This window comes from Stratiformator vulcanicus (genome assembly GCF_007744515.1).
Lineage (GTDB): Bacteria > Planctomycetota > Planctomycetia > Planctomycetales > Planctomycetaceae > Stratiformator > Stratiformator vulcanicus.
Map to the genome: position 1 here is coordinate 1,272,395 of NZ_CP036268.1, position 24,280 is coordinate 1,296,674.

16 protein-coding genes are annotated in these 24,280 nt (G+C 58.7%); 15 read left to right on the plus strand and 1 reads right to left on the minus strand.

Annotated features, from left to right (window positions below; genetic code table 11):
- Positions 1 to 29: 29 nt before the first annotated feature.
- The 10 genes from Pan189_RS04855 to Pan189_RS04900 all read left to right on the plus strand — a co-directional run bounded on the left by Pan189_RS04855 (position 30) and on the right by Pan189_RS04900 (position 16,071).
- Positions 30 to 1,139 (plus strand): DUF1559 domain-containing protein, encoded by a 1,110-nt coding sequence (locus tag Pan189_RS04855; RefSeq protein ID WP_145362831.1) that lies wholly within the window; start codon positions 30 to 32, stop codon positions 1,137 to 1,139.
- Positions 1,140 to 1,349: 210 nt separating this feature from the next.
- Entirely contained in the window at positions 1,350 to 4,043 is a 2,694-nt protein-coding gene (locus tag Pan189_RS04860) for a DUF1592 domain-containing protein (RefSeq protein WP_310821095.1), read from the plus strand.
- A 36-nt stretch (positions 4,044 to 4,079) separates the two neighbouring features.
- The gene (locus Pan189_RS04865) at positions 4,080 to 5,330 is read left to right on the plus strand and encodes a DUF1552 domain-containing protein (RefSeq protein ID WP_145362833.1); all 1,251 of its coding nucleotides are present in this window, start codon (positions 4,080 to 4,082) and stop codon (positions 5,328 to 5,330) included.
- 140 nt (positions 5,331 to 5,470) lie between these two features.
- Positions 5,471 to 6,361: a DUF6242 domain-containing protein gene (locus Pan189_RS04870; protein ID WP_145362834.1), complete on the plus strand. Its 891-nt coding sequence runs from the start codon at positions 5,471 to 5,473 to the stop codon at positions 6,359 to 6,361.
- 98 nt (positions 6,362 to 6,459) lie between these two features.
- Positions 6,460 to 8,958, plus strand: coding sequence for a glycoside hydrolase family 9 protein (locus tag Pan189_RS04875; protein WP_145362835.1), 2,499 nt, complete (start codon positions 6,460 to 6,462; stop codon positions 8,956 to 8,958).
- 136 nt (positions 8,959 to 9,094) lie between these two features.
- Positions 9,095 to 10,444 (plus strand): Gfo/Idh/MocA family protein, encoded by a 1,350-nt coding sequence (locus tag Pan189_RS04880; protein WP_310821096.1) that lies wholly within the window; start codon positions 9,095 to 9,097, stop codon positions 10,442 to 10,444.
- A gap of 128 nt (positions 10,445 to 10,572) precedes the next feature.
- Positions 10,573 to 11,109, plus strand: a complete 537-nt coding sequence (locus Pan189_RS04885; RefSeq protein ID WP_145362837.1) for a hypothetical protein — start codon at positions 10,573 to 10,575, stop codon at positions 11,107 to 11,109.
- 221 nt (positions 11,110 to 11,330) lie between these two features.
- A complete protein-coding gene (locus tag Pan189_RS04890; protein ID WP_145362838.1) occupies positions 11,331 to 12,566 on the plus strand; it encodes a DUF58 domain-containing protein in 1,236 nt (411 codons plus the stop codon).
- Positions 12,559 to 15,045: a transglutaminase-like domain-containing protein gene (locus Pan189_RS04895; RefSeq protein ID WP_145362839.1), complete on the plus strand. Its 2,487-nt coding sequence runs from the start codon at positions 12,559 to 12,561 to the stop codon at positions 15,043 to 15,045. Before Pan189_RS04890 ends, Pan189_RS04895 begins: the two co-directional genes overlap by 8 nt.
- Positions 15,046 to 15,099: 54 nt before the next feature.
- Positions 15,100 to 16,071, plus strand: a complete 972-nt coding sequence (locus Pan189_RS04900) for an AAA family ATPase (RefSeq protein WP_145362840.1) — start codon at positions 15,100 to 15,102, stop codon at positions 16,069 to 16,071.
- A gap of 22 nt (positions 16,072 to 16,093) precedes the next feature.
- On the opposite strand, the gene Pan189_RS04905 is transcribed toward Pan189_RS04900, so the two are convergent.
- Positions 16,094 to 16,597 (minus strand): hypothetical protein, encoded by a 504-nt coding sequence (locus Pan189_RS04905; protein WP_145362841.1) that lies wholly within the window; start codon positions 16,595 to 16,597, stop codon positions 16,094 to 16,096.
- Positions 16,598 to 16,859: 262 nt separating this feature from the next.
- On the opposite strand from Pan189_RS04905, the gene Pan189_RS04910 reads away from it, so the two are divergent.
- From Pan189_RS04910 to Pan189_RS04930, 5 genes are read left to right on the plus strand one after another with little or no spacing between them, the layout of a single operon-like run.
- The gene (locus Pan189_RS04910; RefSeq protein WP_310821099.1) at positions 16,860 to 18,371 is read left to right on the plus strand and encodes a permease; all 1,512 of its coding nucleotides are present in this window, start codon (positions 16,860 to 16,862) and stop codon (positions 18,369 to 18,371) included.
- Complete coding sequence (gene hflK / locus Pan189_RS04915; RefSeq protein ID WP_145362843.1) at positions 18,368 to 20,173, plus strand: protease modulator HflK; 1,806 nt, start codon at positions 18,368 to 18,370, stop codon at positions 20,171 to 20,173. The genes Pan189_RS04910 and hflK (Pan189_RS04915) overlap by 4 nt, the downstream gene beginning before the upstream one ends.
- A gap of 35 nt (positions 20,174 to 20,208) precedes the next feature.
- On the plus strand, positions 20,209 to 21,210 hold the full coding sequence (hflC, locus tag Pan189_RS04920) for a protease modulator HflC (protein ID WP_145362844.1): 1,002 nt from the start codon (positions 20,209 to 20,211) through the stop codon (positions 21,208 to 21,210).
- Entirely contained in the window at positions 21,203 to 22,327 is a 1,125-nt protein-coding gene (gene hflK, locus Pan189_RS04925) for a protease modulator HflK (protein WP_145362845.1), read from the plus strand. Before hflC ends, hflK (Pan189_RS04925) begins: the two co-directional genes overlap by 8 nt.
- Positions 22,324 to 24,249, plus strand: a complete 1,926-nt coding sequence (locus Pan189_RS04930) for a heavy metal translocating P-type ATPase (protein WP_145362846.1) — start codon at positions 22,324 to 22,326, stop codon at positions 24,247 to 24,249. Before hflK (Pan189_RS04925) ends, Pan189_RS04930 begins: the two co-directional genes overlap by 4 nt.
- Positions 24,250 to 24,280: the final 31 nt, after the last annotated feature.

A 24,280-nucleotide genomic window follows, 5' to 3' on the forward strand; every position in this document is an offset into this window, starting at 1 on the left:
TCTGAACCACCTCCCTCCAAGGACTGAACATGCAAGTCACTATCTTTCGCCGACATGGTTTTACGCTGATTGAGTTGCTGGTCGTCATCGCGATTATTGCGATCCTGATCGCGCTGCTTCTTCCGGCGGTACAGCAGGCACGCGAAGCGGCCCGAAGAAGCCAGTGCCAGAACAACTTAAAGCAGTATGCATTGGCGGTACACAACTTCCATGACGTGGAGGGAGTCCTGCCGCAGGGAATCTATGCCAGTGAAGGGGGCTATTCGTGGCAAACGCGGATTCTCCCTTACATCGACCAAGCCGCACTTTTTGAGCAGTTCGATTTGTCGTCCGGCATCGGCAGTGGCTCGAACGCCGCCCTGACGACAAACGCATTCGCATTGCTTCGATGTCCGTCCGACATTGCGCCGAAGCAAGAAGTGCCGGTCGCTAATCCCGACTACTCCAATATTTCGCCGACGAGTCAGCCGCAAGCGGTCACGAGTTATGTCGCCAACATCGGGTCAATCCCTTCGCACTGGGAATTGCACGGCAGCAATATGATCCATTCGCAGTTCGCTCATACATCTAAAGCACACGCCCCGTTCGGGGACGACAATCCCGGCCGCTTCGGTGCGAATTATCCCACCGAATTAACACTGGAAGACATCATCGACGGGACTTCCAACACGATCCTCTTGGGAGAAGTCACTTGGAATCGATCTGACACCCAGCGTGCGTACGGCGACACAGACGGACAGGTCAGAGAGCAGCATCGCTGTGTGCGGATGACTTATTTTCCGCCAAATCCCGACGAAACCCTGGTCACACCTTGGTGCCAGAGTTTTAGCGCAGGCACGTGGCCTTATGGCTGCGATGCGGCGCCAAACGCTTTAGGTCCCGCCGACTATTCTTTTCATTCCCAACACTCTGGTGGGGCTCAATTCGCACTGGCGGACGGCTCTGTCAAATATATCGCCGACACGATCGACTCGAAGCTCATCCTCCATTCCGACGTGCCGTGGAACGGAAGTGGTGATGAGTTTAATAATAATCACGTCGGACCGTATAACGACGCCGCCCGCAAGGGAGAATTGGATTGGGGCGTCTTCCAATATCTAGGCTGTCGCAACGATGGCGGAGTTGTCGGTGAGTTCTGAGTATCAAAGCGAATTGAAATCGGCTGGTGAGGTGGAAAGTCGTCGGTCGACTCTGCGTCGATGAATGAAGTAATAAGACTTTCGTCTGTGTTTCTCGTCAGCCAAAAACGAATTCATCAGACGTAAACGTTTTCTACGCGACCGCTCTGAGCAGAATGTGTATTTTTACAGGGGCAGACACGACTCTCGATTATTAGTCGATCGTAACAGGTGGTTCATTCGATGGCCGTCGCCTTATTTAGATGTCACTTACTGACTCTTGCTTTGGCAGTAGCGGTCAGTTGCGGCACGTTCATCGCCGGTTGCGGCAAAGATGAGCGGTTGGTCGAATCGGGAGCGGACGATCTATTCGCCACAGCGATCGCTTCAAATTTGTCGGCAGATGCCGATCGCGTCGATCAGACGAATATAAGCGGGCCACCCAACGTGGTGGCAGTAACCGAACCGGCCGCTCGCCCCAATGAATTCACTCCGCCAGATGAAGTCGGAACAGGCGAGATCATCGGTTCGCCGATTGACGCGAAGGCAAAGAAGAGCGACCGTCCGCTAGAAGTGACACCATCACCAAAGTCGCAATTGCCTGCGAATTTCGTCGAGGTTAAACAGGTCGGTTTCAGGGTGCAGCCGTTTGTCACTGCCTATTGCGTGTCCTGCCACAAAGATGGCAAAGACAGTGGTGGACTTCGCCTCGACACGATCGGCGATCTCACAGCGGGAGAGGATATTGAGCATTGGGAGGCCGTGCTCGATCGCCTGAATCTGGGCGACATGCCGCCGGACGACACTCCCAAAACGCTGTCCGACGAAGAGCGCAACTCTGCCGTCGAATGGCTGAATACCGAACTGCACCGCGCAATCGAATCCTCGAAAGGCGATGCCGAGGTCGTCTTACGGCGTTTGAACCGGAACGAATACGACAACACAATCCGTGATCTGCTGGGTATCGTCGGATACGCCGGTTCAGAGATGTTGCCCGAGGACGACTCGGCTCATGGCTTCGATAATAACGCCGCAGCGCTCGTCATGTCGCCACTGCTGCTCGAGCAATACATGGCGGCTGCTGACGTTGCTCTGGAGATGGGCCTTGCGGGGTACTTGGGGAAAGTCCCCGAAGCGAGGAAACAGGTTTTCGATCCGCTCGATCAAATGATTGTGACATGGGGTGCGCTTAAGGGCGAACTCGATTACAACGTTCGTGAGCATGAGGGCCAATTGGCGCTCGTTTATGAACGGCCGTTGCGAACCCCCTCAGTAAAAGTCGGCGGCACTTACATCTATCGCATCCGCGCGCGGGCCCTTCGTTCGGGAGTCGAGTCTGCGATTTTGACGATTGATGCGGGTCAGCCGACGAACGGCAATCCGCCGCGAATCCGATTCGGAGGGTTCAGCATTGCCGAAGGCGAGGCAACCACGATTGAACTTCAATGCTACCTGAGGCCTCGCGAGTTCGTAGAAGCCAGCTATAACAATTCGGGCAACGGTCGTCCGACTGTCGGGGGCGGTCGATACCCCCTTAAACTCAATCCCGATTTCGACTTTGAGAAGTCTAAGGCGGTCATCGTTGAATCGGTCGAACTTGAAGGCCCGTTTTATAGTATCCCAGCGCGCGATTGGCCCTCCGCGCTGCCGCGCGACGTGGAGAGCCAGCCCCTTCGCCAGACATTAACCGAGTTCGCTGAAAGAGCCTTTCGACGGCCGGTGATGGCCGGCGAACTCGACGCAATTTTCTCGCTGGCCGAATCCATTAAGTCAAAGAGCGGTTTGAAGGAGGCCATTCGCGTCGGGTTTAAGGCGATACTCTGCTCACCGGGGTTCCTCTATATGAACGAAGAGCCGGGACCGCTCGACGATTATGCAATCGCCTCACGAATGTCCTATTTCCTGTGGTCGAGTATGCCTGATGGGTCCTTAATGGAACTCGCAAAGGCTGGCCGACTCAGCGACCCATCCGTGCGGGCCAAAGAAGTACGACGGATGCTCGCCGACGACAAAGCCGAAGCGTTCGTTCGCAATTTCGCCGGACAGTGGCTTCAAGTTCGCAAGGTCGGTGAGAATCGGCCTGACGCTGTCATATATCCTGAATACGACCATCAGCTGGAGATTTGGGTTCAGGAGGAGGCGTTCGCCCTGTTTCGGGAGGTTCTTAGAGATCAGGATCGGAGCCTGACAGAATTTCTTGACTCTGACTTCGTGATGATCAATGAGGGGCTGGCTAAGCTCTACGGAATTGAAGGCGTCTCAGGTTCCGAGTTGCGTCGTGTCGCGCTCAGCGCGGCGGACCGGCGCGGGGGTGTACTGGGTTTGGCGAGCTTGCAGACGGTGACTTCGAATGGGACGGTTACCTCTCCCATCGTGCGGGGGGCGTGGATCATGGAGAACCTCCTCGGAACGCCGCCGCCCCCTCCCCCGCCTGACGTTCCCGCGATTGAAGCCGACATTAGCGGGAACTTGACGATTAAAGAGCAGCTTGCCCAGCACCGTGAAATTAAAGCGTGTGCGTCCTGCCACGCGAAGATGGATCCGCTGGGTTTCGCGATGGAAAACTACGACGTCATGGGTGGATGGCGGACGAATTATCGGATTCGCAAGTCCGACGAACCACCCCGCGGTCGCGGTCCCCATTGGAAAAGCGGCGCGGAAGTCGATCCGACCGGCGTGCTTGCCACCGGCGAGAATCTTGGCGGGCTCAATGACCTGAAAGCGTACCTTAAGAGTCGGCGGGCCGATTTCGCGCGGTGTCTCACTGAGAAGCTAATAGCTTACGGGACGGGACGCGAACCTCGCACGACCGATCGGCCGGCGATCAATGCCATCGTCGATCGCATCGCGGCACAGGACTTCCAATACCCGCTCGCCGAACTCGTTACTGATGTCGTCAACAGTAAACCCTTCCTCACCAAGTAGCAGCCCGCCTCAGTACTCAATAGATTGATTCATAATATGCCCGCACTTTCACGACGAACATTTCTCCACGGTACGGGAGTGGCGATCGCGTTGCCATTGTTGGAATCGCACGCCTCAGCCGCGCAGGCCGACGCGGGGCCACTGCGCATCTTTACAATTCACGCCCATCTCGGCTTCTACCCCGACACCTTCTGGCCTTCGGCATCCGGTCGGGACTACCAGCTATCTGAGGCTCTTAAACCGCTCGAACCGCTTAAGGACGATTTCACGGTCATTCAAGGAATGACTCATCCCGGTGTGAAAGGCGGGCATGGTGCGGCCAATCGGGCGCTGACCGCGACGCCGACAGATATTACAAAGAACGGAATTTCGTTCGACCAACTCGCTGCGGAGCATGTGGGGGAGCACACGCGGTTCTCGTCAATCGAGATGGGCGGGAGCGTTTCAATTAATCGGTCCGGCGTGAAAATCCCCGGCTGGGGCTCGCAAACCGACGTTTACAAGCGGCTCTTCCTCGCTCCAGATGAGAAGCAGCTCGAACAGACCATCGCGGGGTTCCGTGAAGGTCGTAGCGTTCTTGACGCCGTCCGCGAACAGTCCAAAGTGATCGCGAAGAAAGTCAGCGTTCGTGATCGCGCGAAGCTGGACGAGTATTATAGTTCGATCCGGCATGTAGAGCGTCGCTTGGAAAAGGCGGAAGCGTGGGCACATAAGCCAATGGCTGACGTACCGTTAAAAGAAACTCAGGTCAAAGATGTCCGCGGATCCGAAAACTTAAAAGCTTATACGTCCACGTGGGGCGAGCTGGCGCGACTGGCGCTACTGACCGACTCAAGCCGCGTTCTGACTTGGGACGTCGGCATCAATCGCAATCTGACAAAGGTCGGGTTCGCAAAGACGTGGCACGGCCTGACGCACACCGAAACCGACCTGTGGGGGAAGTTCGACGTCAAGCTGTTCGACGAGTTCTCCAAGGTGCTACAAAGCCTCAAGAATACCGATGAACTCGGCGCGAGCCTGCTCGACCGGACAATGGTCTTATTTACCAGCCCGCTTGGTAACGCTCGTAATCACCGCAATAACAATATGCCTGCCTTACTTGCCGGCGGTCCTTTTCGTCATGGGCAGCACCTGAAATTTGACGAGAAGTCGGCCCCGCCCTACCCGAACTTGTTTACCTCGATGCTGCAGGCACAGGGGATTCCCTGCGAGAAATTCGCGACTGCGACCGGGACGCTGACAGGGTTGGAACTTAAGCCCGTCTTAAATAAGCGCAGCCGCAATTAGGATTTGCTACAATGCGTGGTATGAAACGTTTCCTTGCCCATTCGTGTGCAGTGTTAGTGGCCCTTGCGATTGCCATTGTGGCGGACCCGTGCTCGGCGGAAGGGCCTCTGTTTGTGGCAGTCGGTGGCGGCGGGCATCGAATGTCGAGCGCGGACGGCCGCACCTTCAGCCATCATCAGGAATGGGGGCCGCCACGTCATGACAAAAATGATCTGTGGGAAGTCGTCTATGGCAACGGTGTATTCGTTGGTGCCGGCGGATGGAGTTCCCCTCGCGTGGTCGTCACGAAAGACGGGATCGACTGGCAGGAGGTGCCTGCGAAAGAGTTAGACGACATTAGAGGACCGACGCACAATCTACTTTTTAACGGAAGTCAATTTGCCTACATGACGATGCGGGGCTGCCTCGCCGGGTCATCCAACGGACGTGGCTGGCGACTTCTAGGGACTGCCGAATTGAAGAGTGCCGGAGATAAACGGTACGCCGTCCGATCGCTCGCCTACGGCAATGAAATTTACGTGGGTGTCGGTGACTATGGTGTTATTGCAACGACGGCTGACGACGGCAAATCGTGGACGTTGCAAACAGCACCGGGACACGACGAGACACGCCAATGGCTCTCGGTGGCGTACGGAAACGGTCGCTTCGTCATTGTTGGGCAAGACGGCTACACCGCCACATCGACTGACGGCGTGACCTGGGAGAATGAGTCTACCGATACACGTTTTAAGTCAATTGGCTCACTCATGTGGGTCAATGATCATTTCCGAGCGATCGGGCGGCAGCACAAGGGACCGCTGCTGCTGCGAACTTCGAATGACGGAATTGAATGGCGAGAACGGCCGTTCCGCTGGAAACAGGAACCCTCCGAAGTTTGGCACCACGGAGATGCCTTTTACGGGATTTTCGGAAATGCGTTGGGAGGCAATACGACGATATTTCGGTCCAAAGACGGAGAGTCGTGGGAAGTTCTGCCCAATCCGAAGCAGTATTCGGTCCGGTCGATCGGTTATCGGCCGGCGGTTCGTTAATCGGTCCTCTGCATCGCCTCTTACATACTTTTTCACTTTCGTCGGTGGCCCGACGCACTTCGCGTGATCAATTCAACAGTTCTTTCTGAGACGCACTCATGTACCGACTGACTTCCGCTTCGGTCCACTGCATCTTGCCAATCCTTCTCGCCGGGGTCGCTGAGCATTCAGTCTTTGCAGATCAGGCGTTTGACGGGCGCGTCGAGACGTTAGTATCGCCGGAGGCAAGCCATCCTGACGACGGGCCCGAGGTCGTGCACGTCGGCTGTGCAGCCGCAGATATCATCGGCATCGAAATTGTGGCCGGCCGAGTGCCGCTGGCATCACCTGTGCCCTATGACGAGCAGCCAAACGACATTGTTAAGCCGATCGGCTCGCAGCACTTGCTGTGGCGAAATGGAAAGCCTGAGATAGGGTCTGTCGGCTTCGAAGTCTTTCGAAAAGCAGGAAATAAGAAGTTCAATGTGGGACGACTTAATCGAGAAGCAGGCACCGTCTGGAAACAGGAAATGACAGGTCAGGAGCTTGACCTGAGAGCTGTCGACGAACTGCATTCGTATTTGATCAGTATCGATGGCGGTAAACCGTTTCATCCATTAGCTGTTTATCGCAAGAGCAAACCGGGACCGGTCGCGATCGGCTCGAGTGGGGCAACGGGGCATCATTTCATCTACCTGCAATTGCCGCGCGCTCTTGTCGAGGGGCAAGTATATGAAATTCAGTTGAAAGGTCTTAATACTCGCGACGACTCACTCAAATTTACTCATCACTCCGGCGAGAACCGCAGTGAAGCAGTGCATGTCAGCGCACTCGGCTTCCGGCCTGACGATCCGTTCAAACGCGCTTTTCTTTCGCTTTGGGCAGGGACTGGGGGAGGGCGATCGTTCGATGTCGATCGGTTCGAACTCTTAGATGAATCGGGCCGGGTAGTTTTTGTCGGAGATGTTCAGCTTGGAATCGCCAGCGAGACCACAGAGCCATTCTCTGCGCGGCGAAATCATACCGGAGCGGATGTCTTTCATCTCGATTTCAGTGACTATATGCAGCCGGGGACTTATCGCGTCCATGTACCGGGAGTTGGTGTCAGTTACTCGTTTCGAATTGGATCGGATTCTTGGGAGAAAGCGTTCAAAGTGTCGATGCACGGCTTCCTGTCGCATCGAAGCGGAATCTCGCTCGGCCCACCATTTACCGATTACGTGCGTCCGCGTCCGATGCACCCGGACGATGGGTTTGTCGTCTTTAAGACCGATACGACGATCTGGGATGGTGAAGCCGATGTGATCGAGCGAAGCCTTAAAAAACTACTCGGCCCGGAACTTGATACTTCTCGACTTCAACGGCATCCCCACGCGTGGGGTGGATACATGGATGCCGGTGATTGGGACCGTCGGAGTCAGCACTTAATTCCGAGTTTCCGTCATCTCGAACTCTATGAAATATTCCCCGACGAAATGGCCGAGCTGAAACTCGCACTTCCTCCAGCGGAGTCCAACAACGACACTCCTGATATTCTTGATGAGGCATTGTGGAACATCGATTTCTTTCGACGGCTTCAAGACCCGGATGGCGGGGTCCGGGGTGGTGTGGAATCAACCGCTCATCCCAGTCCGGGCGAGGCGAGTTGGCAGGAAACGTTGCTGGTGGGAGCCTACCGTTCCGACCCGGAATCGACATATCTCTATGCGGCCTGCGCAGCGAAAGCGGCACGGCTTCTAACGGATTTAACACGTTCCGCAGAATTGCATGATTCGGCGATTCGCGCATGGGAATGGGGGGAGAAAAACGCGCAGGCGGAAATTCGTGCGGCAAAAGAGCGAAAGGCGCGTCGAGCGGGGGCAGCTTCCAAAGCTGTTATGAACATGAAAGCGCTGGCCGCCATCGAACTGTTTCGCTTAACCGGCAACGAGCAATATCACAAAGCGGTCCTGGGCATGAACCAGTCGGTCCTTGGCGACGCTGACGTGGCAATGTCTTATGCATTGATCCCGGAGCAATCGAGCGATCCTGCTTTAAGAGCACTTGCGATTAAAAAAATTATTTCGGCGGCGGATGCGGCGATCGCCTTCAGCGAGAAAAACGGATTTAACATCGCGTTGTCGAATCGCTATCTGCCGATGATGGGCTTTACCTGTATCTGGTCAGCTCCGGGAGGGACACTGCCGCCAGTGTTACCGCGGGCCCACTATCTGACCGGGGGTAAGAAATATCTGGCGGCCACTGTGGCATCCTGTCAATATTCCGGCGGCGCAAACCCGATGAACATGGCCTATACGACCGGAATCGGCCCGAGACATCCACAGGCACCGCTTCACATTGACAGTCGAATCAGCGGGCAGAAACCACCGGATGGAATCACCGTTTACGGGCAGAGTGATCGGCGGGCAGGCTACGAGTTTAATCAGTGGGCCCACAAATGGTATTTTAATCGTTTCGGGAGCGTGCCGTCACGCGACTGGCCGACGGCGGAGGCGTACGTTGATCTTGGCACGTTGCCATCGATGAATGAATACACCATTCATCAATGTTTTTCGCCGACAAGTTTTACGTGGGGCTACTTGGCGGCACGTCCGGCGCTCGACACCCCGAACGAGTGAGACTGGGAGTTAGCATTAATAGACGCGGCCTCTCACCGCCGATCATTCACCAATGATCTTTCATACGCGAAAGCCAACTGCTATGAATAAATCGCGCCGTAAACTGTGCCAGTTAATGGCGACAGGAGCTGCCTCTTTGCTTACCCCGTGGCCGCTTCGTCGGGCGGTCTCTGATGACTTCCGCAGCCCGAATGAGCGGCCGGTCGTCGGGTGCATCGGCACTGGCAGCCGGTGGGGCTTTCGCGAGGACGGCATGTTCAAAGGCGTCGGCTCGTTCGCGATGGAGTTCGGCGACGTGGCCGCAGTCTCTGACGTCGATGCCAACCGCATGAATGCCGCGGCTTTGAAAGTGAGGGACCTGCAAGCCGAAGCGGGGCGGCCGAGCGATGTCGCGAAGGAAGCCGATTACCGCAAGGTACTCGATCGCGACGATATTGACCTCGTCACGATCGTCACGCCCGACCACTGGCACACCAAGATCGCGATCGAAGCGCTGCGGGCGGGCAAGGATGTATACTGCGAAAAACCGCTCACGCTTACGATTGAAGAGTCAAAGCAAATCCGCAAAGCGGTCGAAGAGACCGGGCGGGTCTTTCAGGTCGGCACTCAGCAGCGGACCGAGAGCAGCCAAGGGTTCCTTAAGGCCATCGCGATGGTCCGCGACGGCCGGTTGGGAAAGATCCATTCCATTAAGATCGGTATTAATGGCGCCCCCGTCAGCGACTCGATTCCGAAGGTCGACGTTCCGGACGGGCTTCATTGGGAACGCTGGCTTGGGCAGGCGCCGCTCGTCGACTATCGCTGGTCGCCCAAAACACGCGATGCAAAGCAGTATTGGAACTACACCAACTGCCACTACGATTTCCGTTGGTGGTACGCTTACAGTGGCGGAAAGATGACCGACTGGGGGGCTCACCATGTCGACATCGCCCAGTGGCTGATCAACCAAAACGGAGACGGGCAGGGGCCGACACGGATTGAGCCGGTCGTTGCCAACCATCCGGTTCCGCTTAATGAGAGAGGCGAACCGACCGACCCGACGCGGTACAACACCGCTGACCGTTTTGTCGTGCATGTCGACTTCCCGAACGACACGCAGTTCCGGATCGGCAGTGAGTTTCGCAACGGCCTGCTGGTTGAGGGGACGAAGGGCCGCATCTTCGTCAATCGTGGGGCGCTCGAGGGTTCACCGGTCGAAGATATGAAATCGAACCCGCTGCCCGATGGTGCCGTGGAAGCTGTCTACGGAGGCGAGCCGACGACTCATATGGCCAACTTCATGCAGTGCGTGAAGTCGCGTAAGACGCCGATCTCCGATGTCGCCTCACACGTGCGGGCGATCAACACCTGCCATTTGGGCAACATCGCCCTCCGGCTGAACCGGACCGTCAAATGGGATGCCGCGCGGGAAGAGATCATCGGCGACGAACTCGCCCGCAACATGCAGGGCCGCGAGCAGCGGAAGGGGTACGAAACGGACGCGTGAAGGACAGTCCAACGGCCCTTCGAACTCTGTTGTGACCGACGCGAGGACTTAGCCTGCACGTCCATCCGGAAAGATGCGAGATTTTTCCAACCAGATGTGTCAGAGTTGGCGTAGGAGGATTACCGGCCATGATCGGATGTGAATTCCGCTTCACAATCATCGTCAGGATTGAAATTGGTCGGCCTCTGAAGAACACTGCGTTTATGCTGATTCGTCGCACAACGTCGGTCGTCGTGATCCTCAGCCAGTTGGTTCTGGCAGGGGCCGGTCATGCGCTGCACGGTCTGACCTGTTCGGAGCACGGTCACGCCGTCGAAACGACTTGCGACCATGACCATGCCGACGGCGGGCACGATCACGGTCATCACGGCCACACTTGTGGCCAATCGAACGAGAATTCAAAAGCGGTTGCGGCAAAGTCGGACAATATTGATCAGCCGGACGGATTCCGCCTGACCGCTGCTGGTCACTCTCATTCGCTGCACGATTCCGCGAACTGTGTGCTCTGCCAAACGCTGAGTATGAGCCTCACATTGGCGTCGGCGACTGACGTCGTTGTCGCCGTTCAGCCGGTGACTGGCGAGGTTCTTTACACCGGTCCGGCAGCTTCGCAACTTGCTCATCGTCCTCACTTCGCCCGAGGGCCGCCCGTTTCCGCCGTGTGAGGAACGGGTTCAACCGATATCTCGCAACAGCGATCGGCCTCTGTAACTGCGCAAATTCAGCCGTAGTGGTGGTTGGATGCTGTATGTGGCCGCTAAACGGCACGTCGAGATTTGTTCGGTGATGCTTTCCGGCGTCGTGTCTCGTTCCTCACTGACGATTCGTCTGACGGCGGTCGGTCCGTCGTCGCCAATCGAAGTCGTCTTGCGCGAGGAACGTCGCCGTGCGCACCGAAAAGGATGACGCTCGAACGTCCGGCTCCAAACATCTGGAGCGGGCGGCCGGAGCGCTCCATCATGATTTCTGCCCTTGGGCAAACCGTTGGACTTATTGGCTCAAGCATCCGCTCGTCGGGCTGACCGCGGCGGCTGTCGCCAGCGCGTTTGTCGGACTATTCGTCAATCCGTTCTTGCTGCTTGTCGCGGCGGTGATTGCGGCGATGTCGGTCATCGGCTCGATCTGGCCGTGGCTGACGATCCGCGGGATCGACTGCGAAGTTCGCTTTGAGCGGAAACGCGTTCGAGAAGGCCGGCCGGTCGCGGCGGCGCTTCGCATCGAGAACCGCTGGCCCTGGCCGCTTTGGGGCATCGCCCTCAAAAAGGGCTTTGCGAGCGACGAATTTTCTCCGCCAGCCGCAGCACTCGGACGTGTGACGGCGTGGTCGAAGTCGGAGTTTGAATGGGAATTCGTACCACAGCATCGGGGCGTTTATCCGCTGGAGCCGCCGACGATCGAGTCGGCTTTTCCCTTCGGCTTCTGGACCTGCCGGAAGACGATCGAGTGCGATCGACTGATTGTGTGGCCGACATCAAGCCCGCTATCCAACCTGCCCGACTCCGCGGCAGTCGATTCGCATGATGAGACGCTTTCGGATCGGCGGGCCGGGGACTTCGGCGACCTGCTCGGAACGCGACGATTTCGCGATGGCGACTCCCTCCGCCGAGTCCACTGGGCGCAAACGGCTCGGCACGGACATCTCATTTTTTGCGAGAGGCAGGCCGGAGCCGTGGCCGCGATCCGCGTCATCGCCGACCTGTCTCGCGATGCGTTCGCCGGGCGCGAAGGCGATCTCGAGGCGGCGATTCGAGTCGTCGCCAGTCTCTGCGAGTATTTGCCGCAACAACATGCCCTCGTGGAGTGTCGCCTCAATGGTGAGCTCATTCGGATCGGAAGCAACGCGTCGGGCTTGCGGGATATTCTCGACCGCCTCGCCGCCGTACCGCGTGAGGGATTTGACACGGTCGTCGCGGCGAAGAGTGAGAGCAACACCGAAGGTCTGCTGACGCTCCTGGTGACCGGAAATTCAGACAATTCGGCGAGTGGAACGTGCCGGGGCGCCCGCGTCATCGCTGTCGGCGACGAGCCGCCAGTGATCACTTCTCGTCGACCTTGGTTGCGGGTGTCTCCTGCCGACTTGAGCCGCCTGGGTGACATCTGGCGAAGGGCCTGTCATGCATAAAAATACGGAAAAGCAGCGCGAGCGGTCCCTGATCGAGTCGACGTCGGTCCCCACGACGATCGGCCTTTCATTGTTGGCCTGCGGGATCCTGACGGTGGCTTCAGGCGAAGATCACCATCAATGGTGGACCTACGGTGAACTCGCTTTGCAGACGGCGATCACGATTGCCGCCGCGATTTGGGTCGGACGTAAGGCGTCCAAGTGGGAACGACCACCGGCGGTGGCTCCGATCCTGCTTCTGCTTGCGATCCTGACGATCGCCTGTGAGCCGATTCACCGGCTGTGCGGCGCAGGCCGCCCGGGTGAGATCGTGGTGATGGACGCCCTCAAGCACGTCGTGCTCGGCTTGGCCGCGGTGAGTCACTGGCTGGTGTTTCGTCGGATGGCGGCGTTTCTGAGTCTATTCTTAATGATGTTCGCGGTCTCCCTGACGGTCGACCCCCGCATTCAAATCATGGCGGGCATTTTCAGCGCGATCGCGATCTTCTGGGCGGCCGTGACCTATTGGGAAGGTCTGCAGGAACAGATCGTGGCGAAAACAGAGAGCCGGATGCCTCGCTGGTGGCTGGGCGGATTGGGAGCCTTCGTCGTGTTGCTGCTGGCGACGGTCTCCGTCGGCGGCGACCGTGCCTTGAACAGCCTGAAGGGCTTCTTTCCGAGCTCCGGCGGCGACGGATGGTACGACCCGGCCGCGCGAGACGGCGTTCGGGATGGTGACGCGGTCGTTGCGGGGACGAAGGACATTAAGAGTTTCGCGCCGATCGAAGACGCGCCGTTCATGATCGACGATCGGCCGACGCTTTATGACGTGTTCGATGATTCTTACCAAGAGCCCTATCCGAATAAGAAACAGGATCGGGCCATCGGTCTGACCCAAGATTTCGAGATGAATCGGTGTCAGGAACGTCTGGCGGCATTAAAGAAGGCGGGCAAAGAGTTTTCGACATTCCGTAAGCCGCAAAGTCAGAAGGAGAACGATCGACTCTCTGATCGTGACGGCGGAGCCCTGTTCTACGTCGTCGGGCGAACGCCGCTGCATTTGCGGATGTGTGCTCACGACCTGTTCGACGGCGAAGTGTGGGTGCATGAAGAAGGCAATGCCGGTCATTTTTCCATTGAAGTCGTTGATGGCAAACCGTGGGCCGTTCCCCCGTTGCCGCCGCCCAATTTGGCGGTCTTCGGTGGAGTCGAAGGGCACACGCTTAAGATCATCGATCTCGATTCCGCAGTGATTCCGGCGCCCGGAAACCTGCGCGGCGTCCACATTGATCAGGTCAATCGGGGCGATTTCTTTGAAATCGTTCACGCCGACATTCCCGCGATGGATCGAGAGGTGCTGCCACCGCTAACGACGATTAACATCGTGAGCGAACTGATCGACAGTTCTAAAGTCGTCGGGCAGTGGAATCGGTCCACCAGTGCGGGTCCTTCCTATCAACAATGGCCCGATCATCCGGACTGGGATCGGATTAAGAAGCTCGCCGGCGAATGTGCCGGAGACGCCGCGTTCGGTGTCGAACAGGTCAAAGCGGTGACGGACTTCTTCAAAGCCAACTATCGCTTTGAGCGGGGCGTCGGGACCGATAAGAATTTCGCCGACCCGGTGCATGACCACAACGACCATTCGCATGCCGGTCACGAACATGCCCATCACGACCATGATCATCAGGGACATCAACACACGGACGAACCGCTGCCGGTGAGTTGCTTCCTGTTCGAAACAAAAGTTGGCGACGACTACCACTTCGCCACGGCGACGGCCTTAATGCTGCGGTCGCTCGGGTATTCCACGCGGCTGGTGCAGGGCTTTTATGCCGATCCGGCCGACTATGATCCGAAAGCGCGGAATACGCCAATCCGCACGGATGACGTCCACACGTGGGTCGAGGTCTATCTCGGCACCGGCATCTGGATGACCGTTGAGCCGACCCCCGGCTACGAAATACTCGGTCCGCCGCCGACGCTGTTTGATCATGCTAAAGAGGCGGCGGTGACGGCTGCGATTTTTGTCGGATCGCACCCGTGGCCGTTCGCGTCCGGTTTGATCGTGCTGATATTGCTCTGGGTTTACCGTTTGGACCTGGTCGACGCCGCCGATAGTGCCGCGTTTCGGCTTCGATTCCGACACAACGACCGGCAACGACTGCTTGCCGCTGCAAATCTTTTGGAGCGTCGAGCGGTTCGTGCCGGCCTGACAAGGCCGCCGGGCATGACACTCCGCATGTGGTTAAGAAGCATTTTTGAAGCCGAGACCCGCGAACAGGCCGATCGGCTCACGGCATTTTTAATCGCAAGAGATCGAGCAGCTTTCGGGTCGATTAATGACGCTCGCCTTCCGTTGGGCGAGTTGAATTCACTGCTCGGGGAGATGTCTCTGAGCCAACTCAGACGAACGCGTCGGCATCGGTCCCGGAACGCAACCGAAAAGATGGACGTCAATAACCTAATGGAATTAAGCGGCGGTTTGCGGCCTGCGTGAAAATTAATCGCCGATCGAAACATAAGAAATAATACACTTGGAGGACTTACCACTATGACTTCAACCGCAGTCGCGGAGCCCGTTCAACACGCGACACATGAATCCGATTTCGCCAAGCTCGACGAGCTGCGACGGCGGCTCAACGAGACCCTTCGCGGTAAAGCGGAGGTCGTCGAAAACGTCCTCGTCTGCCTGCTCGCTCGCGGGCACCTGTTACTCGAGGACAAGCCCGGTCTTGGCAAGACGACGCTCGCGAAGGCACTCGCCGACGGGGTCGGGGGCCAATTCGCCCGCGTGCAATGTACTCCCGATCTGCTCCCCAGTGACGTGACCGGTTTTAATATCTTCAATCAAAAATCACATGAGTTTGAATTCCGTGAAGGGCCGGTCTTCGCCGACGTGCTGCTGGCCGATGAAATTAATCGGGCAACGCCACGAACGCAGTCGGCTCTACTCGAAGCGATGGCCGAACGACAGGTCACCTATGACGGCATCCGCTATTCGCTGTCGCCGCAGTTCTTCGTGATTGCGACACAAAACCCGATCGACCAGCACGGCACGTATCCTCTGCCGGAGGCGCAGCTCGACCGCTTCGCGATGAAGCTCTCGATCGGCTACCCCGACCGCAGCCATGAACTTCACATGCTCGGCGCGGCGATCGGTGATGTTAGCAAGGCGGATGAGCAGGGGCTCGCCCCTGTCTTCAGCGAACAGGAATTGGCCCAGATGCAGCGCGAGGTGGCCGCAGTAACGGTCGCCGAATCGGTCCGCGACTATATCGTCCGCCTGGGCGAAGCGACGCGTTCCCACCGGCTGATCGAATTGGGGCTCAGTCCCCGGGGCCTACTCACTTTGCAGCGGGCGGCACAAGCGAAGGCGTTTCTCGACCATCGCGAATTCGTGACGCCTGACGATATCCAAGAAGTGGCCCGGCCGGTCTTGTCGGTCCGATTGGGAGTAGAGGGGGACGAGCCGACATCGATTATTAAAGAAATTCTCGAGAAGGTCTCCGTCCCCACCGAGTAGATCGGGAGAAGCGGTAGACTCATTAAATCTCTGCCGAGTTGACCGCCGACTGATGAAACTGCCTTCGCGAAACTGATTGCCAGCCGACTTGAGTCAAACCGACCGCCATCATAACGAGGCCTGCTAAGAAGAACTGCACAATCGGGAAGTCGACCAGGGTCCACAATTCGTGCCGCGCGAATGCCCAGGCATACTGCGGACTATCGAGTTCCCGTGCGAGCCAGAGTGACCGACGCTGCAGGAGGAAAGCGATGGTCAGGGCGGCGCTGGCGACCGAAATAGCAAAACCGGCACTTGCCAATCGCCGAGGGGGTAACATTAAACTAAGGACAGCAACCGGCCCCGCGAAGAAAACCAGCCAGAAGGCGTGAAAGGAAAGTAGTGCTTCGACCGGCGGTCCGCAGCCCCAAGGTCCGCAATAGTTTCGGTCGGTCAGGCCGACAAACAGGGACTGCTGCAACACGAAGATCATGCTAGCCCCCCAGGCAGCGAGTCCCGTCATCCAGATTGCGATGCGATAAATCATGCCGACTGTGATTAGTGAAGAACTGTGAGTAGCGCAAAATTGCCATTCGCAGAATCGTTCGATTCCGAGTGATCTCTCACCGATCAGTCTATCAACTTTCTAAAGACAAAATCGTCAAGAATGAAATGTTAATTCCGAATTTCATCCAAGTTAAACGCATCGTCACGTCTTCTCGTCGATCGTTGGCTGAAACGGTTCACTTGTCTGATCGTGTAGGGGTTGGCTGTTGACTCTTGATTTGCCCACTATCGAAATGTTCGTCGTGACCCTGGTCGTCGGGGCTGCGCGAACGATTGTGGAAGGCTCGGCGACGATCCTCGCGGGGATCGTGACCGCGGCCTATCTGCGCACGCTCGCAACTCCAGAGAAGGTAGCCGTCATCTTCCGCGGTGAGGGGCCGCAGGGACTGCTGCGGGCGACGCTCGTGGGTATGGCGCTGCCGGTCTGTGCCATCGGGGTCCTGCCGGTGCTGCGCGAGTTGCGTCGGCTGGGGCTACCGACTTCGAAGCTGCTCACATTCGGACTCGCCGCGCCGCTACTGAATCCGATCACGCTGGTCTATGGGCTCAGTGTCCTCTCCTTCTCGAACTTCCTGCTGGTGGTGGCAGCGACCGTGGTCGTTTCAATCACGGTTTGCGACGTCTCCTCCCGATTCGCCGTTGATCCCCAGCCGACTTCGGAGCCACTGCCCCGGGGACTGACGGGAGGAACACGATTATGGAACCTGTTCATCGCGTCCGGTCGAATCGCGACCGGGTGGACCGCGACCGACTTCGCCATTGTCGTTCTGGTCTCGGCGGTGACGGCCTCATTCCTGCCGCCGGGGTTGTTTGAAGAGTTGTGCTCTCGTTCCAATCGGCTCGGACCGATCGAGGCGACGGCACTGGCGTTGCCTCAATACGTCAGTCCGGCGACCGGGGTGATGCAGCTCTCTTCGCTGTCGAAAGTCAATCTTTCGATCCCCACGGGACTCGCCGTCTATGTCTTCGGCGTCGGCTTCAGCGCGGGAACCATCGTCTGGCTCGTGAAATGGTTCGGACCGCGTCGGGTTACGGCGCTCGGGTTGGCGACGATCTTAGTCGCGGTCGCGGCTTCCTACGGTTCGCAGAGCCTCCTCCCGGTCCCCGTGGCACAGGAGGAAGAGACGCACGGGCTCGACGCGCTGACCCGCCCCCATCATGCCAGTTTCGGCAGCCTCGGCCACGCCGTTTCCTATGGTCTCTCTTACACCGATCCGATGATGCGGGGCGGTGCGGTGTTGCTCGCATTGCTACTCACGTCCGGAGTCGTCTTTCGATTGCTGAAGGTCCGCTTCCGCGACGATGACCCGGAGAAGGTCGCCACCGACACAGATAGCCGAATGAGCCGCGCAGTCCCCGCGTCTCAAATCGGGGCCGTCGCCGTCTGTGGGATGGCCCTCTTCGTGTGTCTGGTCAGTTACATCTATTTCCCCGGCCCGAAGGAATCGATGGAAGAGATGAGGACGCTGCAGGCCGACGCGATCGTCGCAATAAGGACGGGGAAGACGGGCTGGGCGCTGGAGCAACTTGCGGCTTGGGATCAGACGGCGGCGAAGCTCCCGGTCGGAGCGGCTATCCGTTTTTCCTTTCCGACGGCGGAACAGAGATCCGCGACCCGGGCCCTGCGAACCCAGCTCTTATGGATGCAAGATCGCGTCCGCGACGGCGACATGATCGCCGCGACTCAACAATCGGGTGACTTGATGAATCTCCAACTTGCTGCCCAGCGCGCCTACCTGCGAGAGCGACCGTGAGCGATACCCCGGACCGATCGCCCGACACGAAATCCAGCTCAGGGTCGGCCGAGCCGATGCTGCGAAGCGCGTTGTGGTGCGTCGGGATCGCCGCCGTCACTGCGTTCGCCTATGCCTTTCAGATCGAGTCGGGATTGTTCCGCGCCGCAGGCTTGGAGTTATGTCTTTGCGCCACGGCGATTTGGGCGGCGCTCGATGCCGCAAAGTCCCGCCGTCGGCTCGATGCGGACGACTCAGCCAACGCGCTGGCCAAGAAGCGGGAAACGAGTGCGGTTCATCATTTGTTCGTCGCCGCACCGACTGTGGCAGTGCTGGTGTTCTCAGTCCTTTCTCTCCTGTCGCAACTGGTCGAGATCCCGCGCGCCCAGTCCCAACAGCAGGTGATCGGCGGCGCGATCGCCGCGGTACTGGCAGCCAGTCTCTGGACGGTCTTTGCCCGGTCCCTGCGGCAGGCGGAGCGAAATGTATTTCCTGAACTTTTTGCCGTCCGCGATGCCTTGTCGGAGGCCCGGCTGGCGGCCCTCGTATCGGGCGGCGCGTTGCTCATTGCCACCGTTTATCGCCCCGCCGAGAGCTGGGCGGCATGGGCGATCAGCATTTGGACGCTTGCGGTGGGAACCGAGCAATTGCTTCGAGTTCTCGCCGGCTGGTTCCGCCCGATCACCCGCGACGAGCCGCTCGTCGCACCGGTCCACTCGCTGCTTCGGGAGGTGTTCCTCTCAACGACGAATCCCGTCGGAGCGTTGTTCGACATCGCCGAATCGCGGTTCGGTTTAAGCCTGCGGTCGTCTTGGACGATCCGCTTCTTCCGCCGGTCGATCCTGCCGATCTCAATCGGTTGTGTGCTGATCGTCTGGCTGGCGACCTGTTTCGTGGTCATCGAGCCGCACCAGGCCGGGCTGCGGGAACGCTTCGGTGTCGCCGAACGGACCAAGCTCGAACCGGGACTGCACACAAAGCTGCCGTGGCCGTTCGGGACGATCCGCCGCTATCCGGCGGGTGTGGTCCAGACGATGCAGGTCGGCTTCGAGGAAGCGATCGACGAAAGCCTCGTCTCGCTCGACCAGGAACGCTTACTCCTATGGACGAAACCGCACGCGCAGGAATTTTCATTAGTCCTCGGCTCGGAGACCGAACTGGTCGCCATCAACGCGATCATTTATTTCCAAATTGCCGAGGATGTTGAGGGATTCCTCAAGCACGCATTTGCGACTTCGAATCCGCAGTCGGCACTGGAGGCGTTCGCCTATCGCGTCTTAATGGAGGAGACACGTTCGGCGACGCTCGACGAAATTTTATCGCGTGGGCGGGACGACTTTGCCGAAACGATTCGCCGGCGTTTGAGTGAGTATTCCGCCGCGAATGACCTCGGGCTTGAGATCGTGGATGTCGCGCTCATTAACCTGCACCCTCCTGTGCAGGTGGCGACGAATTATCTCGACGTCGTCAATGCCGAACTCGACAGCTCACGCGTTGTGACGACCGCCAAAGGAGAAGCTTCGAAGCAGGTACTCGACGCCGAGACAGAAAGCGGTTTGCGCGTGGCGACGGCGAAGGTCGACGCAGCCAAACGTGTCTCTGAGGCAGGGCGGGAGTCGGCCGAGTTTCTCGCAGTCGGCGAAGCCTACGCCGCCGCTCCGGAAACGTATCGGCTGAGGCTCTGGTTCGAAGCGTTCGAACGTGTGCTCTTCGGTCGTCGGCTGTTCGTGATCGATGCAGCATTACCCAACGTGATCTTTGACGAACGGGCCGACGGGGCGAACACTTCACTTCCGAATGCGGCGATCTCGACGACACCTTAAATTTATTCTTTATCACAAACGACTCGGTCGAATTAATGGCAAAGCAATCTGACAAAAAGCGGGCGACGCTGGCGGGTACGCTTTCGCGTTGGCTGATTGCGACGACGCTGGTCGCGCTCCTGGTGGGCTACGCCTGTTACCTTCAGGTACCCGAAGGCCGGGCCGCCGTCGTGACACGCTTTGGTCAGCCGGTGCGCGAACTCGTTGAACCGGGGCCTTATTTCAAACTGCCTTGGCCGGTGGAAGATGCCCGGCTGATCGACATGCGAAAGCGTGTGTTTAATACCCCGTATACCGCAACCTTAACGCGCGACCGCCGCAATGTTGTGCTGCTGACCTATGTCGTTTGGCGTGTTGCCGAACCCGAGCTATTTCTGCAATCGGTGGGTGATGAGAAGGCCGCAGCGGCCAAACTCGACGGCATGGTCACCGCCGCAAAAAACACCTTAATGGGTCGCTATGATCTCTCAGCCCTTGTATCGACCGATCCGAGCAACATTAAGACGTCGGAAATTGAGGCGGGGATCGAGTCAGACGTCCAATCGGTCGCGGCTGAGAAATTCGGCATCGCCGTCGAACAGGTCGGTTTTAAGCGAATCGCCTATGAAGACGCCAACGTCACGGCGGTGCTGGCGCAAATGCGGGCCGAGCGAGAGGCCGAGGCCAAACAGCTTCGCGCGTTCGGTGATAAAGAAGCTCGGCGGATCCGTGATGACGCGGCGGTGACGAGTGAGGAAATCCTTCGCGATGGTCGTCTCACTGCGGGCAAGATTCGCGGCGAAGCCGAGCGCAAAGCGGCCGAAATTTATGCCAAAGCACATCAAACCGATCCCGACTTCTATCGCTATTGGCGCTCGCTCGAAGCACTGAAGCGGACGCTCAGCCGCGACGCAACCGTGGTCCTGCGAACCGATCAAGGCTTCTTCGATCTGCTGACCGATCCGCCCGAGGCACCGCGTCCGGTACCGACACCTTCCGGCGGACGCACGCTTGCGAACGAGCGCGACGGCCGCCTTAACGGAGGCGGCGATGAGTGACACATTCCACCCGGAAGAGCAACCGCCGAGCGATGGCGAATTCGTTCCGCCCCCCGTGCCGCCCAAGCAGCGGACGACCGAACGCTTCTCCATGATCGAGGGCGCGGCGTCCGGCCTGCGGATGGTCAGTTGGCTCGCCGTCGGTCTGTTCGTCCTGTTTTGGTGCTCGGGCATAACGACGATTCAGCCGGGTGAAGTCGGGCTGCTGTTGCGCTGCGGGAAGCTCGTCGGAGCGACGCCGTCCGAGCAGATTCGCCAACCGGGCCTCCTGCTCGCGTTGCCTTACCCGATCGACGAAGTCATTCGTGTCCCCGTCAAACAGGAGCGGGAGATTTCGGTCGCCGCGTTACGGTCGCGACGGATCGATCTCGATGGCGTTAAAACCGGCGTGGGGCTTAACGGCTATGCCCTCTCTGGCGACCAGAACATTCTGCAGGCCGACCTGACTTTGAAGTATCGCATCCGCGACCCGATCGCCTATCGGCTTGGCAACGACGACCCGGAGCGCATCCTACGCGACATTGCGACGGGGGCGGCGGCCGAGACGATCGCTGCATGGAACGTCGACGACGCTCTCCGGCTTCAACGGGAATCGGACGTCGGTCCGCAGAAGCTCGCCTTCGTCGTACGTGACTCCGCTCAGCAACTGGCCGATACCACCCGGCTGGGGGTCGAGATCACCGCTGTGGAGTTTCGTGAGATTCAGCCACCCGAGGCCGTCGCGGATGCCTTCCAGTCGGTGCAAAGCGAACGGATCGCCATCGAAACGAAGAAACGGGAATCCGAGGGCTTCGCCGCCCGCACCGTTCCCGCCGCGGAGGCGGAGAGCAACTCGATGATTCAGGAAGCCAACCGGCTCGCGACCGACCTGCGAACGCGAGCCGAGGAAGAGGTCGAGTTGTTCGACCGCCTGCACGACGAATACCGGCGGAATCCCGAATTGGTTTGGAACCGCCTGCATCTCGAAACGATTGAAGGCCTGATGCGTGACGGCAGCCAATTCCGGTTCGTCGACCCGGGAACGCGGCTGATCCTCACACCAAGAGGGCACCGCCACACGCAGGAGACCGCTTCACCACCCGATAAGACGACACCGGCCGCCGGAGGTGAATTATGAGCAGCATGACCGCGCCGGTTGCCGATCGGATTCAACGCGACCTTGATGCCGGGATGACGGTTGGGGAGCGTCTGCGTCTGGGCCTGCGTATTGGGACGGCGTTGGCCGCGGGGGTGCTGCTGATTGCCGCCTACGCGATCGGATGGGCCTTTCCCGCAGAGCAGGGCCCCATCGCTGAGAGTTTGAAGGCACTGGCCGCGATTCTCGTTTTGCTTCCGATCCTGCGGGAAGCGGCTCGCGGCGTGTTGACCGGTGCGACCGATGCCTACAGTTCCCAACTCGTCGCGATCGCGTCGCTCGCCGCCCTCGCCGTAGGTGATTTTGCCACGGCTGCGCTGATTCCGATCATCCTTAGCGTGGCGTTTTTTCTCGAAGAACGCAGTGTGCTCGGAGCGCAGGCGGCGATTGAAGGTCTTAAGTCGCTGCAGGCCAGAAAGGCCCGACGCCTTGATTCCCGCGGCCTCGAACACGAGGTCGAGACCGATGTCCTGCTCCCCGGCGATACGGTCGTCGTCCGCCCCGGCGAGACGATTCCGGCTGACGGCACGGTGGCGAGGGGGCATTCCGCAATCGATCAATCGACGATCACGGGTGAGTCGACGCCGGAGGATGTGGCCCCCGGCTCGACAGTCTTCGCCGGAACAATTAATCATAACGGGCTGCTGCACATCACGGTGGCGACCGCGGGTGGCTCGTCGACGTTGGGAAAGGTACTGGAACTCTTAAAAGATGCCGAGCAGTCCAAGACGGCGATGCTGCGATTAATTGAGCAATATGCGAAGTACTTTGTGCTCGGTGTGCTGTTGATCGCCGGAATTACGCTTTTCCTCAGCCGCGACCTGTCTCGGGCGATCGCCGTGCTCGTGGTCGGTTGCCCGGGACCGTTTATTCTTGCCGGCCCCGCCGCGATGGTCGCAGCACTCGCTTCGGCTTCACGAAAAGGAATATTAATTAAGAATGCGAAGTTCCTTGAAGCGTTGACGGAAGTTGACTCGGTGATCTTCGACAAAACCGGAACCGTCACACTCGGCCAATTGGAAGTCGCGTCACTGATGCCTCATGAGGGCACGGATGAGGAACTGCTGCGGGCGGCGACCGTTTGTGCCGAGGCATCGCAGCACCCGGTCTCGCGAGCGATCATTAATTATGCGAATCAGTTGGAACGATCGGACCACCTCGAATCGACATCGGCAGAAGAACTCGCGGGTCGGGGCGTTATCGCGAAAACGGATCAGGGACGTTTCGTATTGGGCCGTCGCGTTTGGGTTGAACAATCGGGCTTTGATCTGCCCGTCGAACCCGACCACGCCGGGCCGATCGTGTGGGTCGCAGTGGAGACCGCAAAAGAGAAACGTTGCCTCGGCTGCGTACTCTTGGCTGATCATGCGCGGACCGATGCGAAAGAGGTCATCGAGGATCTGCACCGAATCGGCATCGAACGGGCAACCTTATTAACCGGGGACCGTCGACAGGTTGCTGACCAAATCGCATCGGAACTTGGCGTCGACAATGTCGTGTCGGAAGTGTTGCCGGGACATAAACTCGATGTGGTTCGAGCCGAACGTGAGGCGGGCTATCGCGTGATGGTCGTCGGCGACGGCGTCAACGATGCCCCGGCGCTGGCGGGCGGAGACGTCGGCATCGCCATGGGAGCCGCCGGGGCGGAAATCGCGCTTCGCAGCGCCGACGTGGTCTTAATGACCGAGCGCCTCGATCGACTACCATTCGCAGTCGGGCTTGCCAGACGCACCCGAACGACCATTCATCGCAATGTGATCGTGGGAGCGGGCCTGACGATCGTGATGCTCGGCCTCGCCTCGGCGGGCTATATTTCCCCGATCGCCGGCGCCGTCCTGCAAAACGTCGGCGAGCTCTATGTGATTATTAATAGCGCTGCCCTTCTAAAAGATCGTGCCGGCTGATCTGAGAGCGTCGCGCCCGGCGTTGATCGGG